Annotated in this window: 20 protein-coding genes and 1 pseudogene; 8 read left to right on the plus strand and 13 right to left on the minus strand. The window is 62.4% G+C overall.

The window, feature by feature from the left end:
* Window positions 1–37: 37 nt before the first annotated feature.
* The 6 genes from AYK65_RS01585 to AYK65_RS01610 form a co-directional block, all read right to left on the minus strand.
* A complete protein-coding gene (locus AYK65_RS01585; RefSeq protein ID WP_081157831.1) occupies window positions 38–1,315 on the minus strand; it encodes an imelysin family protein in 1,278 nt (425 codons plus the stop codon).
* Window positions 1,316–1,466: 151 nt separating this feature from the next.
* Window positions 1,467–2,756 (minus strand): RsmB/NOP family class I SAM-dependent RNA methyltransferase, encoded by a 1,290-nt coding sequence (locus AYK65_RS01590; protein ID WP_081157832.1) that lies wholly within the window; start codon window positions 2,754–2,756, stop codon window positions 1,467–1,469.
* 130 nt (window positions 2,757–2,886) lie between these two features.
* Window positions 2,887–3,261: a septal ring lytic transglycosylase RlpA family protein gene (locus AYK65_RS01595; RefSeq protein ID WP_081157833.1), complete on the minus strand. Its 375-nt coding sequence runs from the start codon at window positions 3,259–3,261 to the stop codon at window positions 2,887–2,889.
* A gap of 463 nt (window positions 3,262–3,724) precedes the next feature.
* A complete protein-coding gene (locus tag AYK65_RS01600; protein ID WP_081157834.1) occupies window positions 3,725–4,600 on the minus strand; it encodes an SDR family oxidoreductase in 876 nt (291 codons plus the stop codon).
* Window positions 4,588–5,760: a tRNA epoxyqueuosine(34) reductase QueG gene (queG, locus tag AYK65_RS01605; RefSeq protein WP_026613541.1), complete on the minus strand. Its 1,173-nt coding sequence runs from the start codon at window positions 5,758–5,760 to the stop codon at window positions 4,588–4,590. The genes AYK65_RS01600 and queG overlap by 13 nt, the downstream gene beginning before the upstream one ends.
* 10 nt (window positions 5,761–5,770) lie before the next feature.
* Window positions 5,771–6,463 carry a glutathione S-transferase family protein gene (locus AYK65_RS01610; RefSeq protein ID WP_026613540.1) on the minus strand — a complete coding sequence of 231 codons (693 nt, stop codon included), beginning with the start codon at window positions 6,461–6,463 and terminating at the stop codon, window positions 5,771–5,773.
* Window positions 6,464–6,619: 156 nt separating this feature from the next.
* Here AYK65_RS01610 and AYK65_RS01615 point away from each other — a divergent pair, with 156 nt between their 5' ends.
* Window positions 6,620–7,426 carry an undecaprenyl-diphosphate phosphatase gene (locus tag AYK65_RS01615; RefSeq protein ID WP_026613539.1) on the plus strand — a complete coding sequence of 269 codons (807 nt, stop codon included), beginning with the start codon at window positions 6,620–6,622 and terminating at the stop codon, window positions 7,424–7,426.
* Between the two features lie 125 nt (window positions 7,427–7,551).
* Here AYK65_RS01615 and AYK65_RS31400 read toward each other — a convergent pair whose 3' ends face one another.
* From AYK65_RS31400 to dnaN, 7 genes are all read right to left on the minus strand, one after another.
* A complete protein-coding gene (locus AYK65_RS31400) occupies window positions 7,552–7,713 on the minus strand; it encodes a hypothetical protein (RefSeq protein ID WP_046120025.1) in 162 nt (53 codons plus the stop codon).
* A 250-nt stretch (window positions 7,714–7,963) separates the two neighbouring features.
* Window positions 7,964–8,944, minus strand: a complete 981-nt coding sequence (locus AYK65_RS01620; protein WP_026613537.1) for a complex I NDUFA9 subunit family protein — start codon at window positions 8,942–8,944, stop codon at window positions 7,964–7,966.
* A gap of 132 nt (window positions 8,945–9,076) precedes the next feature.
* Window positions 9,077–9,364 (minus strand): DUF1330 domain-containing protein, encoded by a 288-nt coding sequence (locus tag AYK65_RS01625; protein ID WP_026613536.1) that lies wholly within the window; start codon window positions 9,362–9,364, stop codon window positions 9,077–9,079.
* A gap of 134 nt (window positions 9,365–9,498) precedes the next feature.
* Window positions 9,499–10,203, minus strand: a complete 705-nt coding sequence (pyrF, locus tag AYK65_RS01630; protein ID WP_046120024.1) for an orotidine-5'-phosphate decarboxylase — start codon at window positions 10,201–10,203, stop codon at window positions 9,499–9,501.
* 7 nt (window positions 10,204–10,210) lie between these two features.
* Window positions 10,211–10,792 carry a histidine phosphatase family protein gene (locus AYK65_RS01635; protein ID WP_026613534.1) on the minus strand — a complete coding sequence of 194 codons (582 nt, stop codon included), beginning with the start codon at window positions 10,790–10,792 and terminating at the stop codon, window positions 10,211–10,213.
* 100 nt (window positions 10,793–10,892) lie between these two features.
* On the minus strand, window positions 10,893–11,495 hold the full coding sequence (gene pmtA, locus AYK65_RS01640) for a phospholipid N-methyltransferase PmtA (protein WP_026613533.1): 603 nt from the start codon (window positions 11,493–11,495) through the stop codon (window positions 10,893–10,895).
* 202 nt (window positions 11,496–11,697) lie between these two features.
* Window positions 11,698–12,816 carry a DNA polymerase III subunit beta gene (gene dnaN / locus AYK65_RS01645; protein ID WP_026613532.1) on the minus strand — a complete coding sequence of 373 codons (1,119 nt, stop codon included), beginning with the start codon at window positions 12,814–12,816 and terminating at the stop codon, window positions 11,698–11,700.
* Between the two features lie 254 nt (window positions 12,817–13,070).
* Between dnaN and rsmI the strand changes: the two genes are divergently transcribed.
* The 7 genes and pseudogenes from rsmI to AYK65_RS01680 all read left to right on the plus strand — a co-directional run bounded on the left by rsmI (window position 13,071) and on the right by AYK65_RS01680 (window position 19,909).
* Window positions 13,071–14,000, plus strand: coding sequence for a 16S rRNA (cytidine(1402)-2'-O)-methyltransferase (gene rsmI, locus AYK65_RS01650; RefSeq protein WP_046120023.1), 930 nt, complete (start codon window positions 13,071–13,073; stop codon window positions 13,998–14,000).
* On the plus strand, window positions 13,990–14,358 hold the full coding sequence (locus AYK65_RS01655; protein WP_046120022.1) for a YraN family protein: 369 nt from the start codon (window positions 13,990–13,992) through the stop codon (window positions 14,356–14,358). Before rsmI ends, AYK65_RS01655 begins: the two co-directional genes overlap by 11 nt.
* A 163-nt stretch (window positions 14,359–14,521) precedes the next feature.
* Window positions 14,522–15,820 carry an extracellular solute-binding protein gene (locus tag AYK65_RS01660; RefSeq protein ID WP_081157835.1) on the plus strand — a complete coding sequence of 433 codons (1,299 nt, stop codon included), beginning with the start codon at window positions 14,522–14,524 and terminating at the stop codon, window positions 15,818–15,820.
* A gap of 5 nt (window positions 15,821–15,825) precedes the next feature.
* Window positions 15,826–16,822: pseudogene (locus tag AYK65_RS01665) on the plus strand (ABC transporter permease subunit).
* Window positions 16,823–16,832: 10 nt separating this feature from the next.
* Window positions 16,833–17,675 (plus strand): sn-glycerol-3-phosphate ABC transporter permease UgpE, encoded by an 843-nt coding sequence (ugpE, locus tag AYK65_RS01670; RefSeq protein WP_046120102.1) that lies wholly within the window; start codon window positions 16,833–16,835, stop codon window positions 17,673–17,675.
* A 132-nt stretch (window positions 17,676–17,807) separates the two neighbouring features.
* On the plus strand, window positions 17,808–18,920 hold the full coding sequence (gene ugpC / locus AYK65_RS01675; RefSeq protein ID WP_046120021.1) for a sn-glycerol-3-phosphate ABC transporter ATP-binding protein UgpC: 1,113 nt from the start codon (window positions 17,808–17,810) through the stop codon (window positions 18,918–18,920).
* Entirely contained in the window at window positions 18,917–19,909 is a 993-nt protein-coding gene (locus AYK65_RS01680; protein WP_081157836.1) for an endonuclease/exonuclease/phosphatase family protein, read from the plus strand. The genes ugpC and AYK65_RS01680 overlap by 4 nt, the downstream gene beginning before the upstream one ends.
* The last annotated feature ends 71 nt before the right edge of the window (window positions 19,910–19,980 follow it).

Genomic DNA, 19,980 nt, shown 5'->3' on the forward strand with positions numbered 1-19,980 from the left:
GGGCCGCAATTTTCAAGGCGCGGCCCGCCTTTTCAGCTTATTGGAAGACGGCGCCAGGATTATCCAGGCTGTCCGAACCTTCAAGCTCGATCGTACCGAGATCGAGCGCCGCGATGACACGCTCGACGGTTTTCGCCTGGGTGATCAGCCCGTCGATCGCGGCCTGGACGGTGGCGTTGCCTTCCGCATTGCCTTCGCCGATCATCTGGTCGTAGGCCTCGACGGTCTTCGCGCGCTTGGCCATCGCCTGCATCTTCTCGACCGTGGCCGCGAGATTCTCCTTCATCTCCTTGTCGAGCGCTGCGTCCTTGGCGGCGACGAGTTCGGAAGGCGAGGGACCGGTCAACTTGCTGCCGTCGACGCGGGTATATTCGCCCGTATAGGCCGATTGGATGCCGATCGCATCGTGCAGATGCGAGTTGTGGGTGTTGTCCGAGAAGCAATCGTGCTCCTCTTCCGGATCGTGCAGCAGCAGGCCGAGCTTCATGCGCTCGCCGGCAAGCTCGCCGTAAGAGAGTGAGCCCATACCGGTCAGGATTGCCGTAAGGCCTGCCTTGGGGTCGGCCTCGACCGCCTTGGCCGCAGCCCCGTCCGGCGCCCAGTTCGCGGCCATCTCCTTGAGGTCGGAGACGAGCAGGCTGGAAGCGGCCTTGAGATAGGCGGCGCGGCGATCGCAATTGCCGTTGGTGCAAGCCTTGCTGTCGAAATCGGTATAGGGCCGGTTGCCCGCGCCCGGTCCGGTGCCGTTGAGGTCCTGGCCCCAGAGCAGGAATTCGATCGCGTGATAGCCGGTCGCGACATTCGCCTCGATGCCGCCCGCCTCCTGCAGCGTGCCGGAGAGGAACTCGGGCGTGATGTTCGTCGCGTCGACGTCCTTGCCGTCGACCTTGATCGTCTTGTTGGCGATCACATTGGCGGTGAAGAGGGCGTTCTCATCGCTCTCGGTGCCATAGCTCGGGTCGACATAATCGATCAGCCCCTCGTCGAGCGGCCAGGCATTCACCTTGCCTTCCCATTCATCAACGATTGCATTGCCGAAGCGGTAGACCTCGGTCTCCTGATAGGGGTTGCGAGCCTTGAGCCAAGCCTCGCGGGCGGCCTTTAGCGTCTCTTCGCTTGGGGCCGCGATCAACGCATCGACGGCCTTGTCGAGCGCTTCCGCCGTCGTCAACGCGTCTTCATATTTGGCGTGCGCGATCGCCGCGTAGTGTTTGACGACCGCGGCTGCGTCGCTCGCCGCGTGTGCCGGCTGCAAGGCCAGCGCCGATGTTGCCGTCATCAGTGCCAACGCGGCGGCGCGGATGAAATTCTTCATGACCCTCTCCTTCGCTTGTCTCGGGGTAGCCAGCAAACGGCTCAAGGCCCGGTAAAGCGGAAATGTCATGAACCAAAAGTAAACTGGTGTCAAAGTGTATAGTTTAGAACATTTTCAAACTACTACTTTGACCGGCGGCCCGTAGCGGAACTTAAGACTTCCGGCCCATCAGGCAGAAGAAGAAGCCGTCGGTTTCGGTCGAGGCCGGCGTCAGCGTGACGGTCTTCATGTCGGCCGACCAGGGCCGCGGCGTGTCGGTGCCGAAAAGCGCCGCCCAATTATCGGCGGCCGAGAGGATCTCGAATTCCGGATTGTCCTCACAGAAGCCGTAGACCTGCGACTCGTTTTCCTCCGGAAGCACGGAGCAGGTGACGTAGATCAGGTGGCCGCCCGGGCGCACGTACTGGGCGGCGCCGGCGAGCGCCTCCTCCTGCTGCGCCAGCCGCTCCTCCAGGTTCTTTTGTGTCAGCCGCCATTTCGTGTCCGGGCGGCGCCGCCACGTCCCAGTGCCGGTACAGGGTGCATCGACGAGCACCCGGTCGCAGCGGCCGACGAGGGAGCTGAGCGACTCGGCCGATTCATGCACCTGCACATTGCGGGTGCCGGCGCGTTTCAGCCGTTCGATGATCGGCGCGAGCCGCTTGCGGTCGGCGTCGTAGGCGTGGACCTGGCCCTTGTTGTTCATGGCGGCCGACATGGCGAGCGTCTTGCCGCCGCCACCGGCGCAATAGTCGAGCACCTGCTCGCCCTCCTGCGGCAAGACGAGATCGGCGACGATCTGCGAGCCTTCGTCCTGGACCTCGAACCAGCCCTTCTGGAAGGAGATCTCCGCCGTCACGTTCGGCAGGCGTGAAGCGCCCTCGCCGGCGGGGATACGCACGCCATGGCGGGCGATCGCCGCGGGCTCCGCGCCGCTGCGCTCCAGCGCCTTCAACACCTTCTCGCGCGCTGCCTTCAGCGTGTTGACCCTGAGATCGAGCGTCGGCCGGCCGGCAAGCGCCTTCGCCTCGGCAAGCCAGTCGTCCGAGAAGTTCTCCTCGAAGGAGGGCTGAACCCATTCCGGTATATCGCCCTGCACGTAGAGCGGCGCATCTTCGAGCCGGCGCTCCCTGAAGGCCGTCATCATGGCTTCCGAAGGAGCCTCGGGGGCGAACTTGTCGTCAGCGAGTTCCGCCGCGAGAGCGTCGACGGTAAAGCCCCATTGCCGGTACATGACGGCGTGGCCAAGCGCCGTGGCGCTGTTGCTGTCCATGAGATAGGCGTGGGAGAGTTTCATCCGCAGGGCATCGTAGACGATGTTGCCGATGGCGGCGCGGTCGCCGGAGCCGGCGAAGCGGTGCGAGAGGCCCCAGTCCTTGAGCGCGTCGGCGACAGGGCGCTTCCGCTTTTCGATATCGTCAAGAACCTCGATGGCTCCCGCGAGCCTTCCGCCCAAACGCATCTTCGATGAACTCCTTTTTCGCCGTGGTAGCGGCGATGACATCGAAGAGCAAGACGGTGGCCGCATTATCTGCGGACCGATCGCCCGCGCAGACCAGCCCGCCCGATAACCCGGGCGGGCGCATGATCGGTCAGGAATTGATGACTTGGTAGCAGATGCTGGCGGTGCCGGAGCGGATCATGCCGATCCGGGAGGCGGCGGCCTTGGAGAGATCGATCACCCGGCCGCGGATGAACGGGCCGCGGTCGTTGATCCGCACGACGACGGTCTTGCCGTTGCGCTTGTTGGTCACTTGCACCTTGGTGCCGAACTTCAGGCTGCGATGCGCGGCGGTCAGATGGGCCGCGTTCATTCTTTCACCGGAAGCCGTTTTGGAGGAGAGCGCGTACCAGGACGCCCCGCCGCAACCGTTGCCTGCTGCCTGACTATCGGATACCGAGACCAAACCCATCCCGACGGTGAATAGCGCTGCCGCGGCAGCAGTCTTGATTTTCGCTGGCTTCAAGCGATGCCCCCTTCGGTTTGAAGATGTCGTAAGTTCCCTTGCGAATTGAGCTAATTGGCGGGAAAAATGGCGAAAACGTGCTTCAACCGTTAACCTTTCATTAGAAATTATTGAAAAGTGGTGAAATTTAAAATGAAGAGACAGGTTTGAATTATTTTAGAAAGCTGCGTGAATCCCTTTGGAATCAGCAACTAAACGTTTCCGGCGGGGCCCTGCGGCGGCGAGCTGGCCCTGGCATGAAAAAAGATCATTAAAAATTTCGATCCGCATGAAATTTCATGAACCATGATGGTCGAAATTGCGCTACTATCGTTATGGTTGCATAAAATGGCAAAGTATAGGCTGAATATTGATAGCAACGGCGTGTCAAGCTGAGTCGGCCGGAATCGTTACTTCCGCAAGTTCATCAGAACATGCTTTCATCCGCAGACGATATTCTGAGCGGAGAGTTTTAAGAGTGGTTCTACTGCTGCCGCCAGGCGCCCGTCGCCCATAACTGTGCAAGCGAAACGCGATAGTTCGGGAAAGCGAATTCGAAGCCGGCGTTGCGGAGCCGCGCATTCGAAACACGCTTGTTCTCGCCGTAGAACGAGCGCGCCATCGGCGACATCTCAGCCTTCTCGAAGGGGATTTCCGGCGGCGGTTCGACGCCCATCAGCCGCGCGGCTTCGGCGACGACGTCCTGCGGTGGAGCGGGTTCGTCGTCGGTCACGTTGAAGACCCCGCCTATGCCGCGCTGAGCGAGGAAGGCCGTGGCGGCGCCGATATCCTCGACGCGGATGCGGTTGAACACCTGATTCGGCTTTATGATACGGCGCGCCGTGCCTTCGGCGAGGTTGCGGAAGGCGTTCCGGCCAGGCCCGTAAATACCGGCAAGCCTGAGCACCGCGACCGGAATGCCCTGCCTCGCGCCGTGTTCGAGCCAGGCATCTTCCGCCTCGACCCGCTCGCGGGAGCGCTCGGAGACGGGCTTGACCGGCGTGTCCTCGGTCACCCAGGCGCCGCCGTGGTCGCCGTAGACGCCAACGGTGGAAAGATAGCCAACCCATTCGAGCTTCGGCAGCAGCTGACCAAGCGGCGGCGTGCCAACGCGGAACATAGGGTCGCCGTCGCGGCCCGGGGCGATGGACTGGACCAGGTGCGTGGCCCTGCCCATGGCATCGGCAAGCTCCGGCGAAATCTCGTTTCCGTCGAAGAGCAACGGTTCGATGCCGGCGGCCTTCAGGTCCGCGAGCTTCTCCGGCGAGCGGGTCGTTCCGGTTACCGATTGCGCGGCGGGTGCGAGCGCCTTGGCGATCGCCGTACCGGAATAGCCGGCGCCAAGAATCAGGACATGCATCGGCTCACTCCTGCCATTTCCCATTCCGAAAGAACCTCGTTGTCGGTTTCAGGCCCGCATTGTCGGGCGAAGGCGACCAGATCGCCCGGCGGCATGAGCTGCGAAAGCGCCCAGACCGCCATTCCCCTGACCGTCGGCGACGCATCGGCCGTGAGCGCTTTGCAGACCGGTATCAAGTTCTTCTCACCGGAATTGCCGGCCGCGATCAAGACATTTCTGATGAAGCGGTCGCGCCCGATACGCTTCACCGGCGAACCCGAGAAGAAGCTGCGAAAGGCTGCATCGTCGAGCTTCAGAAGGAAGGAGAGCTCCGGTTCCCTGAGCTCCTCGCGCGCCTTGAGCTTCATTTCCGATGCCGAATGCGCGAACTTGTTCCACGGACAAACGGCAAGACAATCGTCGCAGCCATAGATGCGGTTGCCGACCAGCGGGCGAAGTTCCGGCGCGATCGACCCCTTGTGCTCGATCGTCAGATAGGAGATGCAGCGCCGCGCATCGATCCGGTAGGGGGCCGGAAAGGCATTCGTCGGACAGACGTCCAGGCAGGCGCGGCAGGATCCGCAGTGGTCCCGCTCGGGTTCATCGAGGTCCAGATCGGCAGTCGTGAACAGGCTGCCGAGGAAGAGCCAGGAGCCGAATTCGCGGCTGACGAGATTGGTGTGCTTGCCCTGCCAGCCGATGCCGGCCTTTTCCGCAAGCGGCTTCTCCATGACCGGGGCCGTGTCGACGAAGACCTTCACGTCCTCGCCGGCGCGGGCGGCGAAGCGCGTGGCGATCTCCTTCAACCTGCCTTTGACGACATCATGATAGTCGCGGTTCTGGGCATAGACGGAGATCGCGCCGCGGTCGCGTCTGGCGAGAATTCCGCGCGGATCATCCTCGGGACCGTAGTTCATGCCGAAGAGGGCGATCGAACGGACATCGCCCCAGAGCACGCGCGGATCGGAGCGGCGCTCGGCCGTCTCGGCAAGCCAATCCATCGTGCCGTGACAGCCGGCGGCAAGGAATTGCCGCAGCCGATCCGGTGCATGCGGTATGGCGTCCGGGTGCGTGATGCGACAGACGTCGAAGCCCTTGGCCGCGGCTTCCTCCTTCAGGAAGGCGGTGAGTGTCCGTCGTTTCCTGCCCTGGTTCTCCGCTCTGGCAGCGTCGCCGGGCATGATAATGTCCTTAGAAGTCAAGATCCGCATAATGCGAGACGGGGGTGACGCCGCGCACGCGCTCTGCAAGCAGCGGCCGGAAGGACGGGCGCGATTTGAGCCGCTGGTACCATTCCTTGGCGGCGGGAAATTCCGACCAGTCGATTTCACCGAGATAGTCGAGCACCGAGATCGCGGCCGCAGCAGCGAGGTCGGCGTAGGAGATGCGGTCGCCGGCGAGCCACGGGCGCGATCCGGCAAGCCAGGAGAGATATTTCATATGCTGGCGGATATTGCTGCGCGACGTGCGGAGAATCTTCGAATCCGGCGCGCCGCCACCCTGATCAGGGGTCATCTGCAGCTTGAAGATACGCTCGCGCACCAGCGGGCGCGTCACGTCGGCTTCCATTTTCTGCAGGAACCATTCGGTGAGCCGGCGGATCTCGGCGCGCTGGAAGGGATCCTCGGCAAGCAGCCGGCGGTCGCGCTTCATGATGCCGCTGGTCTCGTCGAGATATTCCGAGATGATGGTCGCGCCGCAGAGCGCGCGCATACTGTCATCGACATAGACCGGCAGCGTACCGGCCGGGTTCAGCGCCAGAAAGTCCCGCCGATTCTCCCAAGGCTGTTCCTCGCTCAATTCCGTCTGATAGCCATATTCTGAGAGAATAAGGCGTACGAACCGCGAGGCTGAGGACATGGGGTGATGATACAGTGTCGGCATCGATGATCAGATTGCAGCTGTTTTCGGGGATGTCAGCGTCGCGGCATATGCAACTGGCCACGGCTTCATACAACGAGCTATAGGTAGTTGCGGTGGCAAACACAAGAGAATCGACCTTCTCCTCCCAAATCCAAGTATATCAGGAACTTCTTATACATGGCGGATCAATCGATCGTAAGCGCGCTCGTTCTCGGGCTCATTGAAGGGCTGACGGAGTTCATCCCGGTCTCGTCGACGGCGCATGTGCTGCTCGCCGGACACTTCCTCGGATTCCGGTCGCCCGGAAATACATTCGCTGTTCTTATCCAGCTCGGCGCCATACTGGCGATCCTGCTCGTCTATTTCCAAAAGCTCCTGTCGATCGCGCTCGCCCTGCCGACGAGCATCAAGGCTCGACGCTTTGTCTTCTCGGTTCTGCTCGCCTTCCTCCCAGCGGCGCTCATCGGCGCGGCGGCGCATGGCTTCATCAAGTCGGTTCTTTTTGAAACACCGATGCTGATCTGCATCGTGCTGATCGTCGGCGGCATCATCCTCTACGCCATCGATCACCTGCCGCTCTCGCCGCGCTACACCGATGTCTTCGACTATCCGCCGTCGCTGGCGTTGAAGATCGGCCTCTTCCAATGTCTGGCAATGATCCCGGGAACGTCGCGCTCCGGCGCCACCATTGCCGGCGCCCTGCTGATGGGGACCGACAAGCGTTCGGCCGCGGAATTTTCCTTCTTCCTCGCCATGCCGACCATGCTGGGCGCTTTCACGATCGATCTTTACAAGAACCGCGACGCGCTCTCCTTCGACGATATCGGCCTGATCGCCGTCGGCTTCATCGCTGCCTTCGTCGCGGGGATTTTCGTCGTGCGCTCGCTGCTCGACTTCGTCTCGCACCGCGGCTTCACGCCTTTCGCAATCTGGCGCGTCCTCGTCGGCACCGCCGGGCTCATCGGCCTCTGGCTGTTTGGATAGTGAAAAAACTAAAGCCGCATGCGTTTCTTGCGAAACGCATGCGGCCCCTGGCCCCCGCCAATAAACTGAAATCCCCGCCCTCTATCCGTGCCGCGAACTTCTTCGCGGCAAGGCAGTTGCCCGGCTCACTCGCCGGAAAAATCGACCGAAGCCGTCGTGCACGGGTCCACACCATAGGCCGGCGCGCAGCCCTTGCTGCTGCTCGCGACGGTGCCCGGTGCCATGAATGAGCCAGCCAAAATGATCAGTGCCGCAGACGCAAAAAAAATTGCGATCGACTTGCCCATGGAACGTTGTGCCTTTCGACTATGATGTTGGCACCGGCTGCGCTCGCCCGAGCGAGGGGTGCGAGCGGTGTTTATTCGCCGGATATGTCATGATCAATATCAGCGCATGCTGAATCTGCGGTAAACGCTATTCGGATTTTCAACTGCGGCAGAATTGCAACAATGTTGCGTCGAGGTCACAGGTGGGACTACAGTAAAATGCCGCCGGCGAGGACCGGCGGCGGCAGAAAGTCGTGCTTGCCACAATGGCTCAGGCGGAGCGGCCGGTGCCCGTGTACTGTCCCTGCGGGCGATATCGCACAAGATAGGTGGGCAGGATCGAATCGAGCATCGTCGACTTGATGCCTATGCCGGCAAGCGTCCGTCCCTCGGCCTCGGCCTCGGCGGAGACGACATTGTCGGTTTTCAGCAACACCACTTGATCGGCCGTGAGCGGCGGCGTGATGAAGGGCACGAGCGAGGCGACGCTTCCCATGAGCGACGCGATGCCGAAGGGGATCGACACGAAGCGGCGCTTGCGGTCGATCGTCTTCAGCATGATCTCGAGACACTCGCGGAAGGTGAGCACCTGCGGCCCGCCGAGTTCGTAGATCGTGCCGCCCTTGAGTTTGCCGTCGACGGCGCGGGCGACGGCCTCGGCGACATCAGCCACGTAGACCGGCTGGAACTTCGTATGGCCGCCGCCGACGAGCGGCAGGACGGGCGACAAGCGTGCCATGCCGGCGAACTTATTGAAGAAGTCGTCCTCGGGCCCGAAGATGATAGATGGGCGCAGGATGACTGCCTCAGGGACGGTTTCGAGGATCGCGATCTCGGCCCGGCCCTTGGTGCGGGCGTATTTCGATTCGGAATTCGTATTGGCGCCGATCGCCGAAATATGCGTCAGCGTCGCACCGGCTGCACGGGCTGCTTCCGCGACGGCCCGGGCACCGAAGTCCTGTACCGCGTCAAAGGTGTTGCGGCCGCTCTCGAAGAGCACGCCGACGCAGTTGATCACGTGGTCGGCACCCTCGACGGCGCGATCGACAGACGTGCGATAGCGCAGGTTAGCCTGAACGAAGGAAATCTGGCCCATGGTGCCAAGCGGTTGAAGATGGCCGGCGAGATCGGGCCGGCGCACGGCGACGCGAATGCGATAACCGCGTTTGGCGAGCGCGCGCACCACATGACGGCCGACAAAACCGGATCCGCCGAAAATCGTTACCAGCGGCGGAAGGTTGGACAAGGTCATGGGAAACGCACTCCTGATGTCAATGGGAAGAATTGCTTGCTACATAGCCCAAGCGGCGGGCGAGGTGAAGGCCAATCCAGGCATACCGGCGAGACGTCTTTCGTCGCCTCCAGGAGGCCAGAACCGTAGCCGTCAGACGCCCTCCACGACGACCATTTCCGCGTCGGCAACCTCCTGGCGGATCGCCGCGGCAATCTGGTATTCCGGGGAATTGTAACAGTCGATAGCCGCCTGCAGCGAGGGGAATTCGATCACCACGTTGCGGGTACGGACGGCGCCTTCCAGGCGATGGAATTGCCCGCCGCGGGCGAGGAAAGTCGCGCCGTATTTCTCGAAGGCTGGCTTCGCGGCCGCCACGTAGTCTTTGTAGCGTTCGGGGTCTCTTATATCGACCCGAGCGATCCAGTATCCCTTGGCCATGATGAGCTCCTCGTCTTTTGCGAAAAAATGCAGACGGGATCGTTACTTCCGGCAAATTGCGGCCGAGGTCAAGCACGCGGGCACGCTCGCGGCGCGAGAATACGCGGACAGCTCGCAACCGTCCGAAGGGCGGATCAGGCGGGGAGGGCGCTGTCCATTTCGGCGAGGATTGCGCGGCTTGCAGCGAGCGGATCGGGCGCTTGGACAATCGGGCGCCCGACGACGAGGTGGCTCGATCCGGCGCGGATCGCCTCGGCCGGCGTCATCACCCGCTTCTGGTCGCCCTTGTCGGCGCCGGTGGGCCGGATGCCGGGTGTCACCAGTGCCATGTCCGCACCGATGATCTTGCGCACGGCGGCCGCTTCTTCCGCCGAGCAGACGATGCCGCCCATGCCGACGGCGCGGGCTTGCTCGGCGCGGCGCAGGACCAGCGTGTGCGGATCGTACTCGTAACCCGCGTCGATCACGTCCTGCTCGTCCATCGACGTCAGCACAGTGACGCCGAGCAGGCAGAGATCGGAACCCTTCGCCGCTTCGACGGCCGCCTTCATCGCCTTGGGGTAGGCATGCAGCGTCAGCATCGACATGCCCATCCTAACGATGTTCTCGACGCCCTTGGCCACCGTGTTGTCGATATCGAGCAGCTTCATGTCGAGGAAGACCTTCTTGCCGCCAGCGGCGAGATCACGCGCGAATTCGAGGCCGCCGCCAAAGGCGAGCTGATAGCCGATCTTGTAGAAGACGACCTCGTCACCGAGCGTCGAGACGATCTTCTCGGCTTCGGCGATCGTCGGAAGGTCAAGGCCGACGATCAGCCGGTCGCGTGGGCTTGTGGTCATGTCGAAGCTATCCCTGCCAGAACTCCATCGGCGTCCAGTCGCATGTGACGGCGCGATCGGCAAGACGGAAAGCGAAGAGATTGCCGCCGCCCGGCAATTGGTCGGCACTGCGGGCGATCGCGCCACCCGTCATCCGGCATTTGAGCAGGGTTCCGACGCCGCCGTGGCCGACAAAGGCGATTGGAACAGTCGGATCGTGTCGGTCGAGTATGTAGGACACGGCTCTCCAGATGCGCGCCTGAGCATCGACGGCACGCTCCCATCCCCTGAAGCTTTCATCGGGACGCGCAAAGAACCAGTCGGCCGCCGTCTCGAATTCCTCCGGCGGCAGGAAGCCGGTGGCGGAGCGGTCGTTTTCGCCCATCTCCCCGTCGGTCTCGACTGGAATGTCGGCGGCCTCCGCCAGGATCGCCGCCGTTTCGATCGCCTTCTTCTCGGTGCTGGAAACGATGCGGCCGAGCAACCGCACCCACGGCTGTCTCGCCGTGGCGTACGTCCGCTCCCTGCCGAGATCGGAGAGGCCCCATTCCGGCACGGGGACCGTCGGATCGATCGCTACTTGCGGATGGGTGAGATAGAGACCGAACACCACTAAGTCGCCGCCGATTTAGGGATAAAAAACATGCAGCCGTTCAAGGCGCTACAGCGACCTTCATGCGCCTGAAGGACGCACGGCGCCGTGGGGTGCCTCAATGCGTCTTGCGATAGATCCAGAGCTGAGCCGGCGGAATGTTACGAACAACAAAGTCGAAATGCTGGATGCGGTAGCGATCCGGCATCGCGACGACCGGCGACAGCGGGCCATAGGATATCTGCACCACGGGCCGACCGACGGGGATGCGTGAAAGCAGGTCCTCGATCAGCTCGACGCGGCGGTGCATCGGGAAGTTCAGGAGCGGTACCGCGGAGACGACGCTGTCGAATTGTTGATCCGCCAGCGGCCCCAGCGTGCGCGAAAGATCGAATGCGTCGCCATTGATGAATTGCACGCCGTCGAAACGCGCCTTGAGGTGGTTGAAGAACTCGGTGGAATACTCGACCGATACGAGCTTTTCGGGTGCGATGCCGCGCTCCAGGATCGCCTTAGTGATGACGCCGGTTCCCGGCCCAAGCTCAAGCACCGGTAATCCGGAACTCGGGTTGATGATGCTGGCCATGCGGCGCGCCGTGATCGAGGATGTCGGCAGGATCGCGCCGACCGCGCGGGTGTTATGCATCCAGCCCTTGAAGAAGCGGATTTCTTCGTCGAATTTCCGGCCGAATTTTTCCTTCACCTTCAAGTGCAAACGCATCGAACCCCCTCACCGTTACTTGCAGATGTGCGCTCCTTATCCCGATTCGGCAGGCTACGTGAGCGCTTTTGTTATAATGTGCTCCCATCTGCGGCAAAAACAAGTCTAGCTGCGTCTAAAAGCGACAACTAATCGACAAAGCGCGACAGTCGAGTCCATGAAAGCCCGCCTTGTGGCGGGCCTTTTTCTATGGGGTGCTGTGTCAAACGCGCATCGGCATCAGCACGTAGAGCGCGTCCTCGGCGGCAAGATCGCGCACGAGCGTCGGCGAACCGGGATCCGCCAGCAGGAAGACCGCGTCGGTACCGGTGAGCTGTGCGGTGATGTCGAGGAGATATTTGGCGTTGAAGCCGATCTCGAGCGGATCGCTTTCGTAGCCGACCGGCAGCTCTTCCGTTGCGCTGCCGGAGTCCGGGTTGTTGACGGTAAGCGTCATCTGTCCGTCGGCAAGCGCCAGCTTCACGGCGCGCCCGCGTTCGGAGGAAATCGTCGAGACGCGATCGACCGCTTGCGCGAAGGACTGGCAATCGACGCGCAGTTCCTTGTCGTTATTGGCCGGGATCACCCGCTGATAATCCGGGAAGGTTCCGTCGATCAGCTTGGAGGTCATGACAATGGAGCCGATCGTCAGGCGGATCTTCGCGTCCGAGACCTCGACCGTCACCATGACGTCGGGATTGTCGAGCAGCTTCTGCAGCTCGCTCACCGTCTTGCGCGGAATGATGATACCGGGCATGCCCTCGGAGCCGGACGGTGCCTCGACATCGGCGCGGGCGAGGCGATGGCCGTCGGTCGCGACGGCGCGCAGCTTCAGCTCGCCCTTGCTCTCGACCGTATGCACGAAGATGCCGTTCAAGTAGTAGCGGGTCTCCTCCGTCGAGATCGCGAACTGCGTGCGGTCGATCAGCATCTTGAGATCGGTCGCCTTCAGCCGGAACGAATGCGAGAAGGAGCCGGCGGTCAGGTCGGGAAAATCCGACTGCGGCAGGCACTGCAGCGAGAACTTGGAGCGGCCGGAGGCGACGGTCATCGCCGTGCCCTCCGCATTGGTGGCAAGCAGCACTTCCGAGCCGTCCGGAAGCTTGCGGACGATGTCATAGAGCAGGTGCGCCGGAACGGTCGTTGCGCCGGCCTGTTCCACCTGCGCCGGCGTCGCTTCGGTGATTTCGAGATCGAGGTCCGTCGCCTTCATTTCGAGGCTGGCGCCGTCCGAGCGGAGCAGCACGTTCGAAAGGATCGGAATCGTGTTGCGCCGTTCGACCACACGGTGGACATGGTTCAGCGATTTCAGAAGGTTGGACCGCTCGAGAGTAATGCGCATGGGATGCTACCGCTTTCAACCATCGCCGGGCGGACGAGGCGCCCGCCGCAGCATCAACTGCGTGTGATCCGGCCGGTCGGCCGGAGAGATGTGGACGGGCAAAATGGCAGATAAATCGCGGCGAAAGCAAGGGCTTTCGCAGGCGTTTTCCCCAAATCGCGGGGTGGCTGTCCACGCTCACCCTTGCCCTGGCCCCGTCGCTCACTCATAAAGAGCGCGAACCGGCAAGTCGGGCATGATCGGGAACTTGGGCGTTGGAAAAGCAACAATCGGCCGCAGCGGCGGAGAAGGACGGACAGCGCAGCTACCGCCTTCAGAATGCAACTGTTCCCGCGCGCCCGCTGGAGCCCGCCCTCTATCTTGTCGCTACGCCAATCGGAAATCTCGCCGACATTACTCTGCGGGCCCTGGAGACGATCGCCGGCGCCGACGTGCTCGCCTGCGAGGACACGCGCGTGACGCGCGTGCTGCTCGACCGGTACGGCATCGTCAACCGACCCTTCGCCTATCACGAGCACAATGCCGCCGAGGCCGGGCCACGGCTGATCGCGGCGCTTGCCGAAGGGAAATCAGTGGCACTCGTCTCCGATGCCGGCACGCCGCTCGTTTCCGATCCGGGCTACCGCCTGGCCCAGCATGCGATCGAAGCCGGATATCGGGTCGTCCCCATTCCGGGACCGTCGGCGCCGCTTGCCGCGCTTGTGGGCTCGGGCCTTCCAAGTGATGCCTTTCTTTTTGCCGGTTTCCTGCCGGTGAAGGACAAGGCCAGACGCGACCGTCTCGCGGAAGTCGCCGCCGTCCCGGCAACGCTCCTCTTCTTCGAGTCGCCGCATCGCATCGCCGCGACCGTTGCGGCGGCCGCCGAGGTCCTCGGCGAAGACAGAAAGGCCGCGGTCTGCCGCGAGCTGACCAAGGCCTTCGAGGAATTCCGCCGCGGCACACTCAGGGAGCTCAAGGCCTTCTATGACGAAGGCGCCAGCGTCAAGGGAGAGATCGTCCTGGTGATCGGACCGCCGCAGGCAAGGCCCGCGCCGGAGGAGGCGGATGTCGATGCGCTTTTGAAGGCGCTCGCCCGCAACATGCCAATGGGCAAGGCTGCGACGGAAGCCGCCCGCCGCACGGGGCTCACGCGCAAGGAGCTCTATGACCGGCTTCTCCATCTCAAGGACAGCAATGAAAGTTGAGCGCCCGGACGTCCGCAAGCTGAAGGCGCTGAAGCGCGGGCTTCTTGCCGAATACCGCGCCGCTCTCTGCCTGATGCTCAAAGGCTACCGCATCGTCGCCATGCGCTATCGGACCAAACTGGGCGAGATCGACATCATCGCCCGGCGCGGCGACCTCGTCGCCTGCGTCGAAGTCAAGGCCCGCGGCAGCTTCGACGAGGCGGTCTTCGCCGTTTCCGACACGGCGCAGCGGCGCATCAGGGCGGCAAGCGATCTGTGGCTTTCGCGCCAGGTCGATTTCCACCGCCTTTCCGTGCGCTACGACATCGTTGCCGTCATGCCCTGGCGTTGGCCACGGCATCTGCCGAACGCTTTTTGACCCTCAGCGGGATCATGGAAAAGTGTGCGCGGTTTTCCGCCCGCATTCCGCGACGGAGCGATCTCGGCAATTTGTAATCGTCCGGACATAAAACCGTTAAGGGCCTGTCACTGAACGTCACTAGTCCACTCCCACCGCAACCACGGTGGAGAGGGACAGGGATATGTTCAAAAAGATTTCGCTTGCAGCCGTCACTTTCGCATTTTCCGCAACCACGGCGCTCGCCGCGAACAACATCACCTGGTGGCACGGCATGGCCGGCCGCAATGGCGAGGTCATCAACGAGGTCGCCCAGAAATTCAACGCGTCCCAGAGCGCCTGCGCGCTGACCCCGGTCAGCAAGGGGACCTATGAAGAGGCGCTCGCCTCCGGTATCGCCGCCTTCCGTTCGGGCGAACAGCCGAACATCTTGCAGGTCTTCGACGCCGGTGCCGCGACCATCATCAACGCCAAGGGCGCCGTCATCCCGGCGGAAGATCTGATCACCAAGGCCGGTTACAGCTTTGACCGCGGCGCCTTCATCGATGGTGTGCGCTATTTCTATGCCGACAGCGAAGGCAAGTTCGTCGGCATGCCGTTCAACTCCTCGGCGCCGATCATGTACATCAACGACGAGGCTCTGAAGAAGGCCGGCGTCGAGGCGCCGAAGACCTGGGAAGAGTTCGAGGCGATCGCTCCGAAGCTGAAGGAAGCCGGCTACATCCCGCTCGTGCAATCGCAGCTCACCTGGCAGTTCACCGAGAACTTCTTCTCGCGCAACAACATCCAGTTCGCCACCAACAGCAACGGTTACGACAGCGTCGTAGATACGAGGCTTAAAGTCACCGACCCGAACCTTCAGATGATGTTCGAGAAGCTGAAGACCTGGAAGGACGAAGGCTACTTCGCCTTCTACGGCGCCGGCTGGAACGACAACCAGAAGGTCTTCGAAGAAGGCAAGGCCGCCTTCTGGGTCGGCTCCTCCGGTTCCTTCGGCGGTCTGCAGAAGACGGCGAAGATGCCGTTCTCCGCGACGTTCCTGCCCTATTGGGGCTCGATCAAGGGCGCAGGCACCAACTCCTTCATCGGCGGCGCCGCGCTCTTTGCGATGTCCGGCAAGTCGGACGAGGAGAACAAGTGCGTCGCCGACTTCTTCCAGTTCCTGACCTCGCCGGAGATCCAGTACTTCTATCACAAGGCGACCGGCTACGTTGCCATCACCAAGGCCGCCTACGAGCTCGCCCAGAAGGACGGCTACTACAAGGAGAAGCCGGTCGCCGAAGTCGGCATCAAGCAGCTCCTGCTGCCGGCTGGCGAATGGTCGAAGGGCTACCGTCTCGGCTTCTATCCGCAGATCCGTGAGATCATGGAGCGTGAATACGGCCGTATCTTCTCGGGTGAAACGACCGTCAAGGACGCCTTCGAGACCATCGATAAGGAAGGCAACGAACTGCTCGCCCGCTTCGCCAAGACCGCCGGCTGATCTCGATGACTGCCGGAACAGACCTCCTCCCCGCGCCGCGGGGAGGGACCGGAACCAAGACCGGAAGGCGCCGTTCGAGCGCCCTCCTGCTCTTTGGTACAGAGAGGAGCGGGGAAACGACCGCCAAGCGCGTGCAGTTCTCTTCCCCCTTTCTGCCCTACCTCTTCCTCGCGCCACAGCTCGCGATCATCTTCGGCTTTTTCTACTGGCCATCGGCTCAGGCGATTCACTCATCCTTCTATCTCGAGGACCCTTTTGGCTTCGGCTCCACCTTCGTGGGATTGAGCAATTATGCCGACGTCCTGAAATCCACCGAATATCTCGGCATCGCGCGCTTTACGGCCATCTTCACCTTCCTGGTGACCTTCTTCGCGCTGTCGATTGGTCTCTTGCTCGCCGTGAAGGCGGACGGCGTCATCCGCGGGAATGCCGCTTATAAGGCTGCTGATCTGGGTCTATGCCATCGCACCGCCGGTCGCCGGCCTGATGGGCATGATGTTTTTCGACCAGCATATCGGGCCGATCGTCAAGCTCGCGGCCTGGTTCGGCTGGGATATCAGGGTCGGCCTCGATTATTTCGACACGGCCTTCGCCATGATCGTCGTCTCGGTCTGGAAGCAGATTCCCTATAATTTCATCTTCTTCCTGTCGGGGCTGCAGGGCATCCCCACTTCGGTGCGGGAGGCGGCGGCGCTCGATTGCCGTTCGGGACTGCGCCGCTTCTGGACGGTCGTGCTGCCGCTGCTCGCGCCGACGGCCTTCTTCCTGCTGATCATCAACGTCACCTACGCGCTCTTCGACACCTTCGGGGTGATCGACGTGATGGTGAAGGACAAGGCGGCCAACAATCCGATCACCCTTGTCTACAAGGTCTACATGGACGGCTTCCGCGGCAATGACCTCGGCGGCTCTTCGGCGCAATCGGTGATCCTGATGATCATCGTCCTGGTGCTGACCATCTTCCAGTTCCGCTTCATCGAGCGGCGCGTGCATTACAACTGAGGCGATGGCCATGCAGCGCACGAAAGTCCTCGACCATATCATCCTCTTGATCGGCGTTTTCATCATGGTGGCGCCGGTCGTCGTCGCCTTCACGACTTCGACCCATGAGGCCGCCGACATCCACAGCAACGGCCTGAGCCTTACCTGGGGCGGCCATTTCGCCGAGACCTACGAGACGGTGCTCACGCGCCAGGGCGGCTTCACCGGCAAGGTCACCGGCTTCAACATGATGATGAATTCGATGATCCTCGGCCTCGGCTTTGCCGCGGGCAAGATCGTGCTCTCGATGCTTGCGGCCTATGCGATCGTCTATTTCCGCTTTCCGCTGGCGACCGCGGCCTTCTGGATCATCTTCACGACGCTGCTCCTGCCGCTCGAAGTGCGCATCCTGCCCTCCTACGAGGTAATGAACACTCTGAAGCTGACGAACACCTATCCGGGGCTGATCGTGCCGCTGCTCGCGTCCGCGACCGGCACCTTCTATTTCCGCCAGTTTTTCAAGTCGGTGCCCGACGAATTGCTCGAGGCGGCGCGGATCGACGGTGCGGGGCCGTTCAAGTTCTTCATCGATGTGCTCGTGCCGCTCTCGCGCACCATGATGGCAGCGATCTTCATCATCATGTTCGTCTACGGCTGGAACCAGTATCTCTGGCCGACGCTGATGACGACGGACGAGGGCTTCTTCACGCTGGTGCGCGGCATCAAGCAGATTCTGCTCGTCTGGGTCGGCTCAAATATTCCCGATTACAACGAGGCCTTTGCACTGGCGATCCTCGCCATGCTGCCGCCTGTGATGATCGTCGTCGTTTTCCAGCGCTGGTTCATCAAGGGTCTGACCGAAAGCGACAAATAAAGCATTTCTAGGCGAAGTGTGCAGCGGTTCGCGTCCGGAAAATGCGAAGAATAAAGAATTGGAGCGGAACGAGAGAAGGGCGGCGTGGGTTTGCCAGTCGCCCGCTCCGCAATCCTTAAACGGAGGCAGCCAATGGCGGCTATCGATATCGCAGAGGTCTCGAAAATCTACACGGGCGGCGTCGAAGCGGTGAAATCCGTCTCGATCGATATTACAGACGGCGAGTTGATCGTGCTCGTTGGCCCATCCGGCTGCGGCAAGTCCACGCTGTTGCGCATGGTTGCGGGGCTGGAGACGATTTCGAAGGGGACGGTGAAGATCGGCACGCGGATCGTAAACCAGGTCGATCCCGCCGAGCGCGACATCGCCATGGTGTTCCAGAACTACGCGCTCTACCCGCATATGACTGTCTACGACAATCTCGCTTACGGCCTCAGGAACCGAAAAACGCCGAGGGCCGAGATCGACGCGCGTGTCACGGAAGCTGCGCGAATGCTGGAGATCGAACCCTATCTCGATCGGAAGCCGCGAGCGCTCTCGGGCGGCCAGCGCCAGCGCGTCGCCATGGGCCGGGCGATCGTGCGCAAGCCCGCCGCCTTCCTCTTCGATGAGCCACTCTCGAATCTCGACGCGAAACTCCGGGTTTCGATGCGCGGCGAGATCAAGCGCCTGCAGAAGCGCCTCGGCACCACCTCCCTCTATGTCACTCATGATCAGTTGGAAGCCATGACGCTCGCCGACCGGTTGGTGGTGCTCAACGGCGGCCGCATCGAGCAGATCGGCCGGCCGCTCGACGTCTATCACGCGCCGGCCTCGACCTTCGTCGCGAGCTTCATCGGCTCGCCGGCGATGAACCTCGTCAAAGGCACGTTGGAGGGCAGCAGGCTCAAAATCGGCACGCATACGATCGAGCTCGGCTATCCGGCCCCGGCGGCAGGTCCCGTGACGGTCGGTCTCAGGGCCGAAGACCTGCGCCCGGCCGCGATCAGCGAGCAGGCACTGCTCTTTCGAGTCGACTATGTGGAGGAACTCGGGGCGCAGCGCCTGGTGCACGGCGCGGTCGAAGATCAGGAGCTCACCGTGGTGCTCGCTCCGGAGATGCCGCTCGCCGACGAACTCGCAATCACCATTCCAGCCGACCGCCTGCATTTCTTCGCCGCTAACGGCAAGCGCCTCTACCGACAGGCGACGACGGGCCTCGCGTCTGCCCGCACGCCAACCGTCAATCCGGAGCCGGCGCTATGATCGAAGAGACCGTATCGACGCTTCCCGTGCCCTCGCAGGAGACCCGCGAGGGCTTCGCGCGGATGGAGCGCAGCATAGCCGCCCATGATGAGACCATGGCGCGGCTCGGGGCGATGAACGCGGTCGAGATCGGCGGTTCTGCTTCCGCCGACGCGCCGCTCGCCTTTCCTTTCACCGTGGCGGCATGGAACCTCGAGCGCTGCCTCTTTCCGGAGGAGAGCGCCGAACATCTCCGCGCCACCGGTGCGCCGCTGGTGCTGCTGTCGGAGATGGACAACGGCATGGCCCGCACCAGTCAGCGCCACACGACCGCCGAGATCGCAGCAGCGCTCGGCATGCAATATGCCTATGGCGTCGAGTTTATCGAGCTCGGATTGGGCTCCGATACCGAACGCGAATTCTGCAAGGATGACGTCAACGAGAAGGGCTTCCACGGCAATGCGCTGATGGCGTCCGTTGCGCTCAGCCGGAGCTTCCTCGTGCGGCTCTGGGGCGAGCGCCTGTGGTTCATGGACGGCGGCGACCAGCCGCGCGTCGGAGAGCGCCTCGCGATCGGTGGCCTAGTCGAAACCGAGGCCGGCCCGTTCGTCGCCGTACCCACGCATCTCGAGAGCGCCACGACTGCCGCCTATCGCGAACGCCAGGTCAAGGAACTGATCGATGCGCTGGATGCGGCCTTCCCCGGACTCCCCGTCCTCATCGGCGGCGATCTCAACACCGGCAACCACATCGGCGGCGACTTCGAGGCCGAAGGGCTTTTCGCAATGAGTGCTGCTCGCGGTTTCACCCGCCACGGCGGACCGATCGACCAGATGACGACGCGCCCGAGCCTGATCACGCGCTGGCCGAAACGGGCGATGAAGCTCGACTGGTTTCTCGCGCGAGGTCTCAAGGTCGGCGAGAGCCGCATCGTTCCTTCGCTCGACGCCTCGGGCCGACCGCTCTCCGACCATGACCTCATCACCTGCGTCGTCGAGGGTTTCGAATAGCCTCCGCCCACCTTGCTTAACCAGGCCACGCACTCTACATCTTGCGGGCTTTTCTGCGGTGGCGCCCGGTT

The sequence above is a fragment of the Ensifer aridi genome (assembly GCF_002078505.1).
Lineage (GTDB): Bacteria > Pseudomonadota > Alphaproteobacteria > Rhizobiales > Rhizobiaceae > Sinorhizobium > Sinorhizobium aridi.

What these genes read in the sequence shown, in the direction of transcription:
- AYK65_RS01655 (WP_046120022.1), top strand. Translation starts at nt 13,990, where the DNA reads ATGAAAGTTGAGCGCCCGGACGTCCGCAAGCTGAAGGCGCTGAAGCGC.
- AYK65_RS31400 (WP_046120025.1), bottom strand. Translation starts at nt 7,713, where the DNA reads ATGGGCAAGTCGATCGCAATTTTTTTTGCGTCTGCGGCACTGATCATT.
- queG (WP_026613541.1), bottom strand. Translation starts at nt 5,760, where the DNA reads ATGCCCGGCGACGCTGCCAGAGCGGAGAACCAGGGCAGGAAACGACGG.
- pyrF (WP_046120024.1), bottom strand. Translation starts at nt 10,203, where the DNA reads ATGACCACAAGCCCACGCGACCGGCTGATCGTCGGCCTTGACCTTCCG.
- ugpE (WP_046120102.1), top strand. Translation starts at nt 16,833, where the DNA reads ATGCAGCGCACGAAAGTCCTCGACCATATCATCCTCTTGATCGGCGTT.
- AYK65_RS01585 (WP_081157831.1), bottom strand. Translation starts at nt 1,315, where the DNA reads ATGAAGAATTTCATCCGCGCCGCCGCGTTGGCACTGATGACGGCAACA.
- AYK65_RS01590 (WP_081157832.1), bottom strand. Translation starts at nt 2,756, where the DNA reads ATGCGTTTGGGCGGAAGGCTCGCGGGAGCCATCGAGGTTCTTGACGAT.
- AYK65_RS01680 (WP_081157836.1), top strand. Translation starts at nt 18,917, where the DNA reads ATGATCGAAGAGACCGTATCGACGCTTCCCGTGCCCTCGCAGGAGACC.
- AYK65_RS01600 (WP_081157834.1), bottom strand. Translation starts at nt 4,600, where the DNA reads ATGCATGTCCTGATTCTTGGCGCCGGCTATTCCGGTACGGCGATCGCC.
- ugpC (WP_046120021.1), top strand. Translation starts at nt 17,808, where the DNA reads ATGGCGGCTATCGATATCGCAGAGGTCTCGAAAATCTACACGGGCGGC.
- AYK65_RS01610 (WP_026613540.1), bottom strand. Translation starts at nt 6,463, where the DNA reads ATGCCGACACTGTATCATCACCCCATGTCCTCAGCCTCGCGGTTCGTA.
- AYK65_RS01615 (WP_026613539.1), top strand. Translation starts at nt 6,620, where the DNA reads ATGGCGGATCAATCGATCGTAAGCGCGCTCGTTCTCGGGCTCATTGAA.
- AYK65_RS01620 (WP_026613537.1), bottom strand. Translation starts at nt 8,944, where the DNA reads ATGACCTTGTCCAACCTTCCGCCGCTGGTAACGATTTTCGGCGGATCC.
- pmtA (WP_026613533.1), bottom strand. Translation starts at nt 11,495, where the DNA reads ATGCGTTTGCACTTGAAGGTGAAGGAAAAATTCGGCCGGAAATTCGAC.
- AYK65_RS01660 (WP_081157835.1), top strand. Translation starts at nt 14,522, where the DNA reads ATGTTCAAAAAGATTTCGCTTGCAGCCGTCACTTTCGCATTTTCCGCA.
- dnaN (WP_026613532.1), bottom strand. Translation starts at nt 12,816, where the DNA reads ATGCGCATTACTCTCGAGCGGTCCAACCTTCTGAAATCGCTGAACCAT.
- AYK65_RS01625 (WP_026613536.1), bottom strand. Translation starts at nt 9,364, where the DNA reads ATGGCCAAGGGATACTGGATCGCTCGGGTCGATATAAGAGACCCCGAA.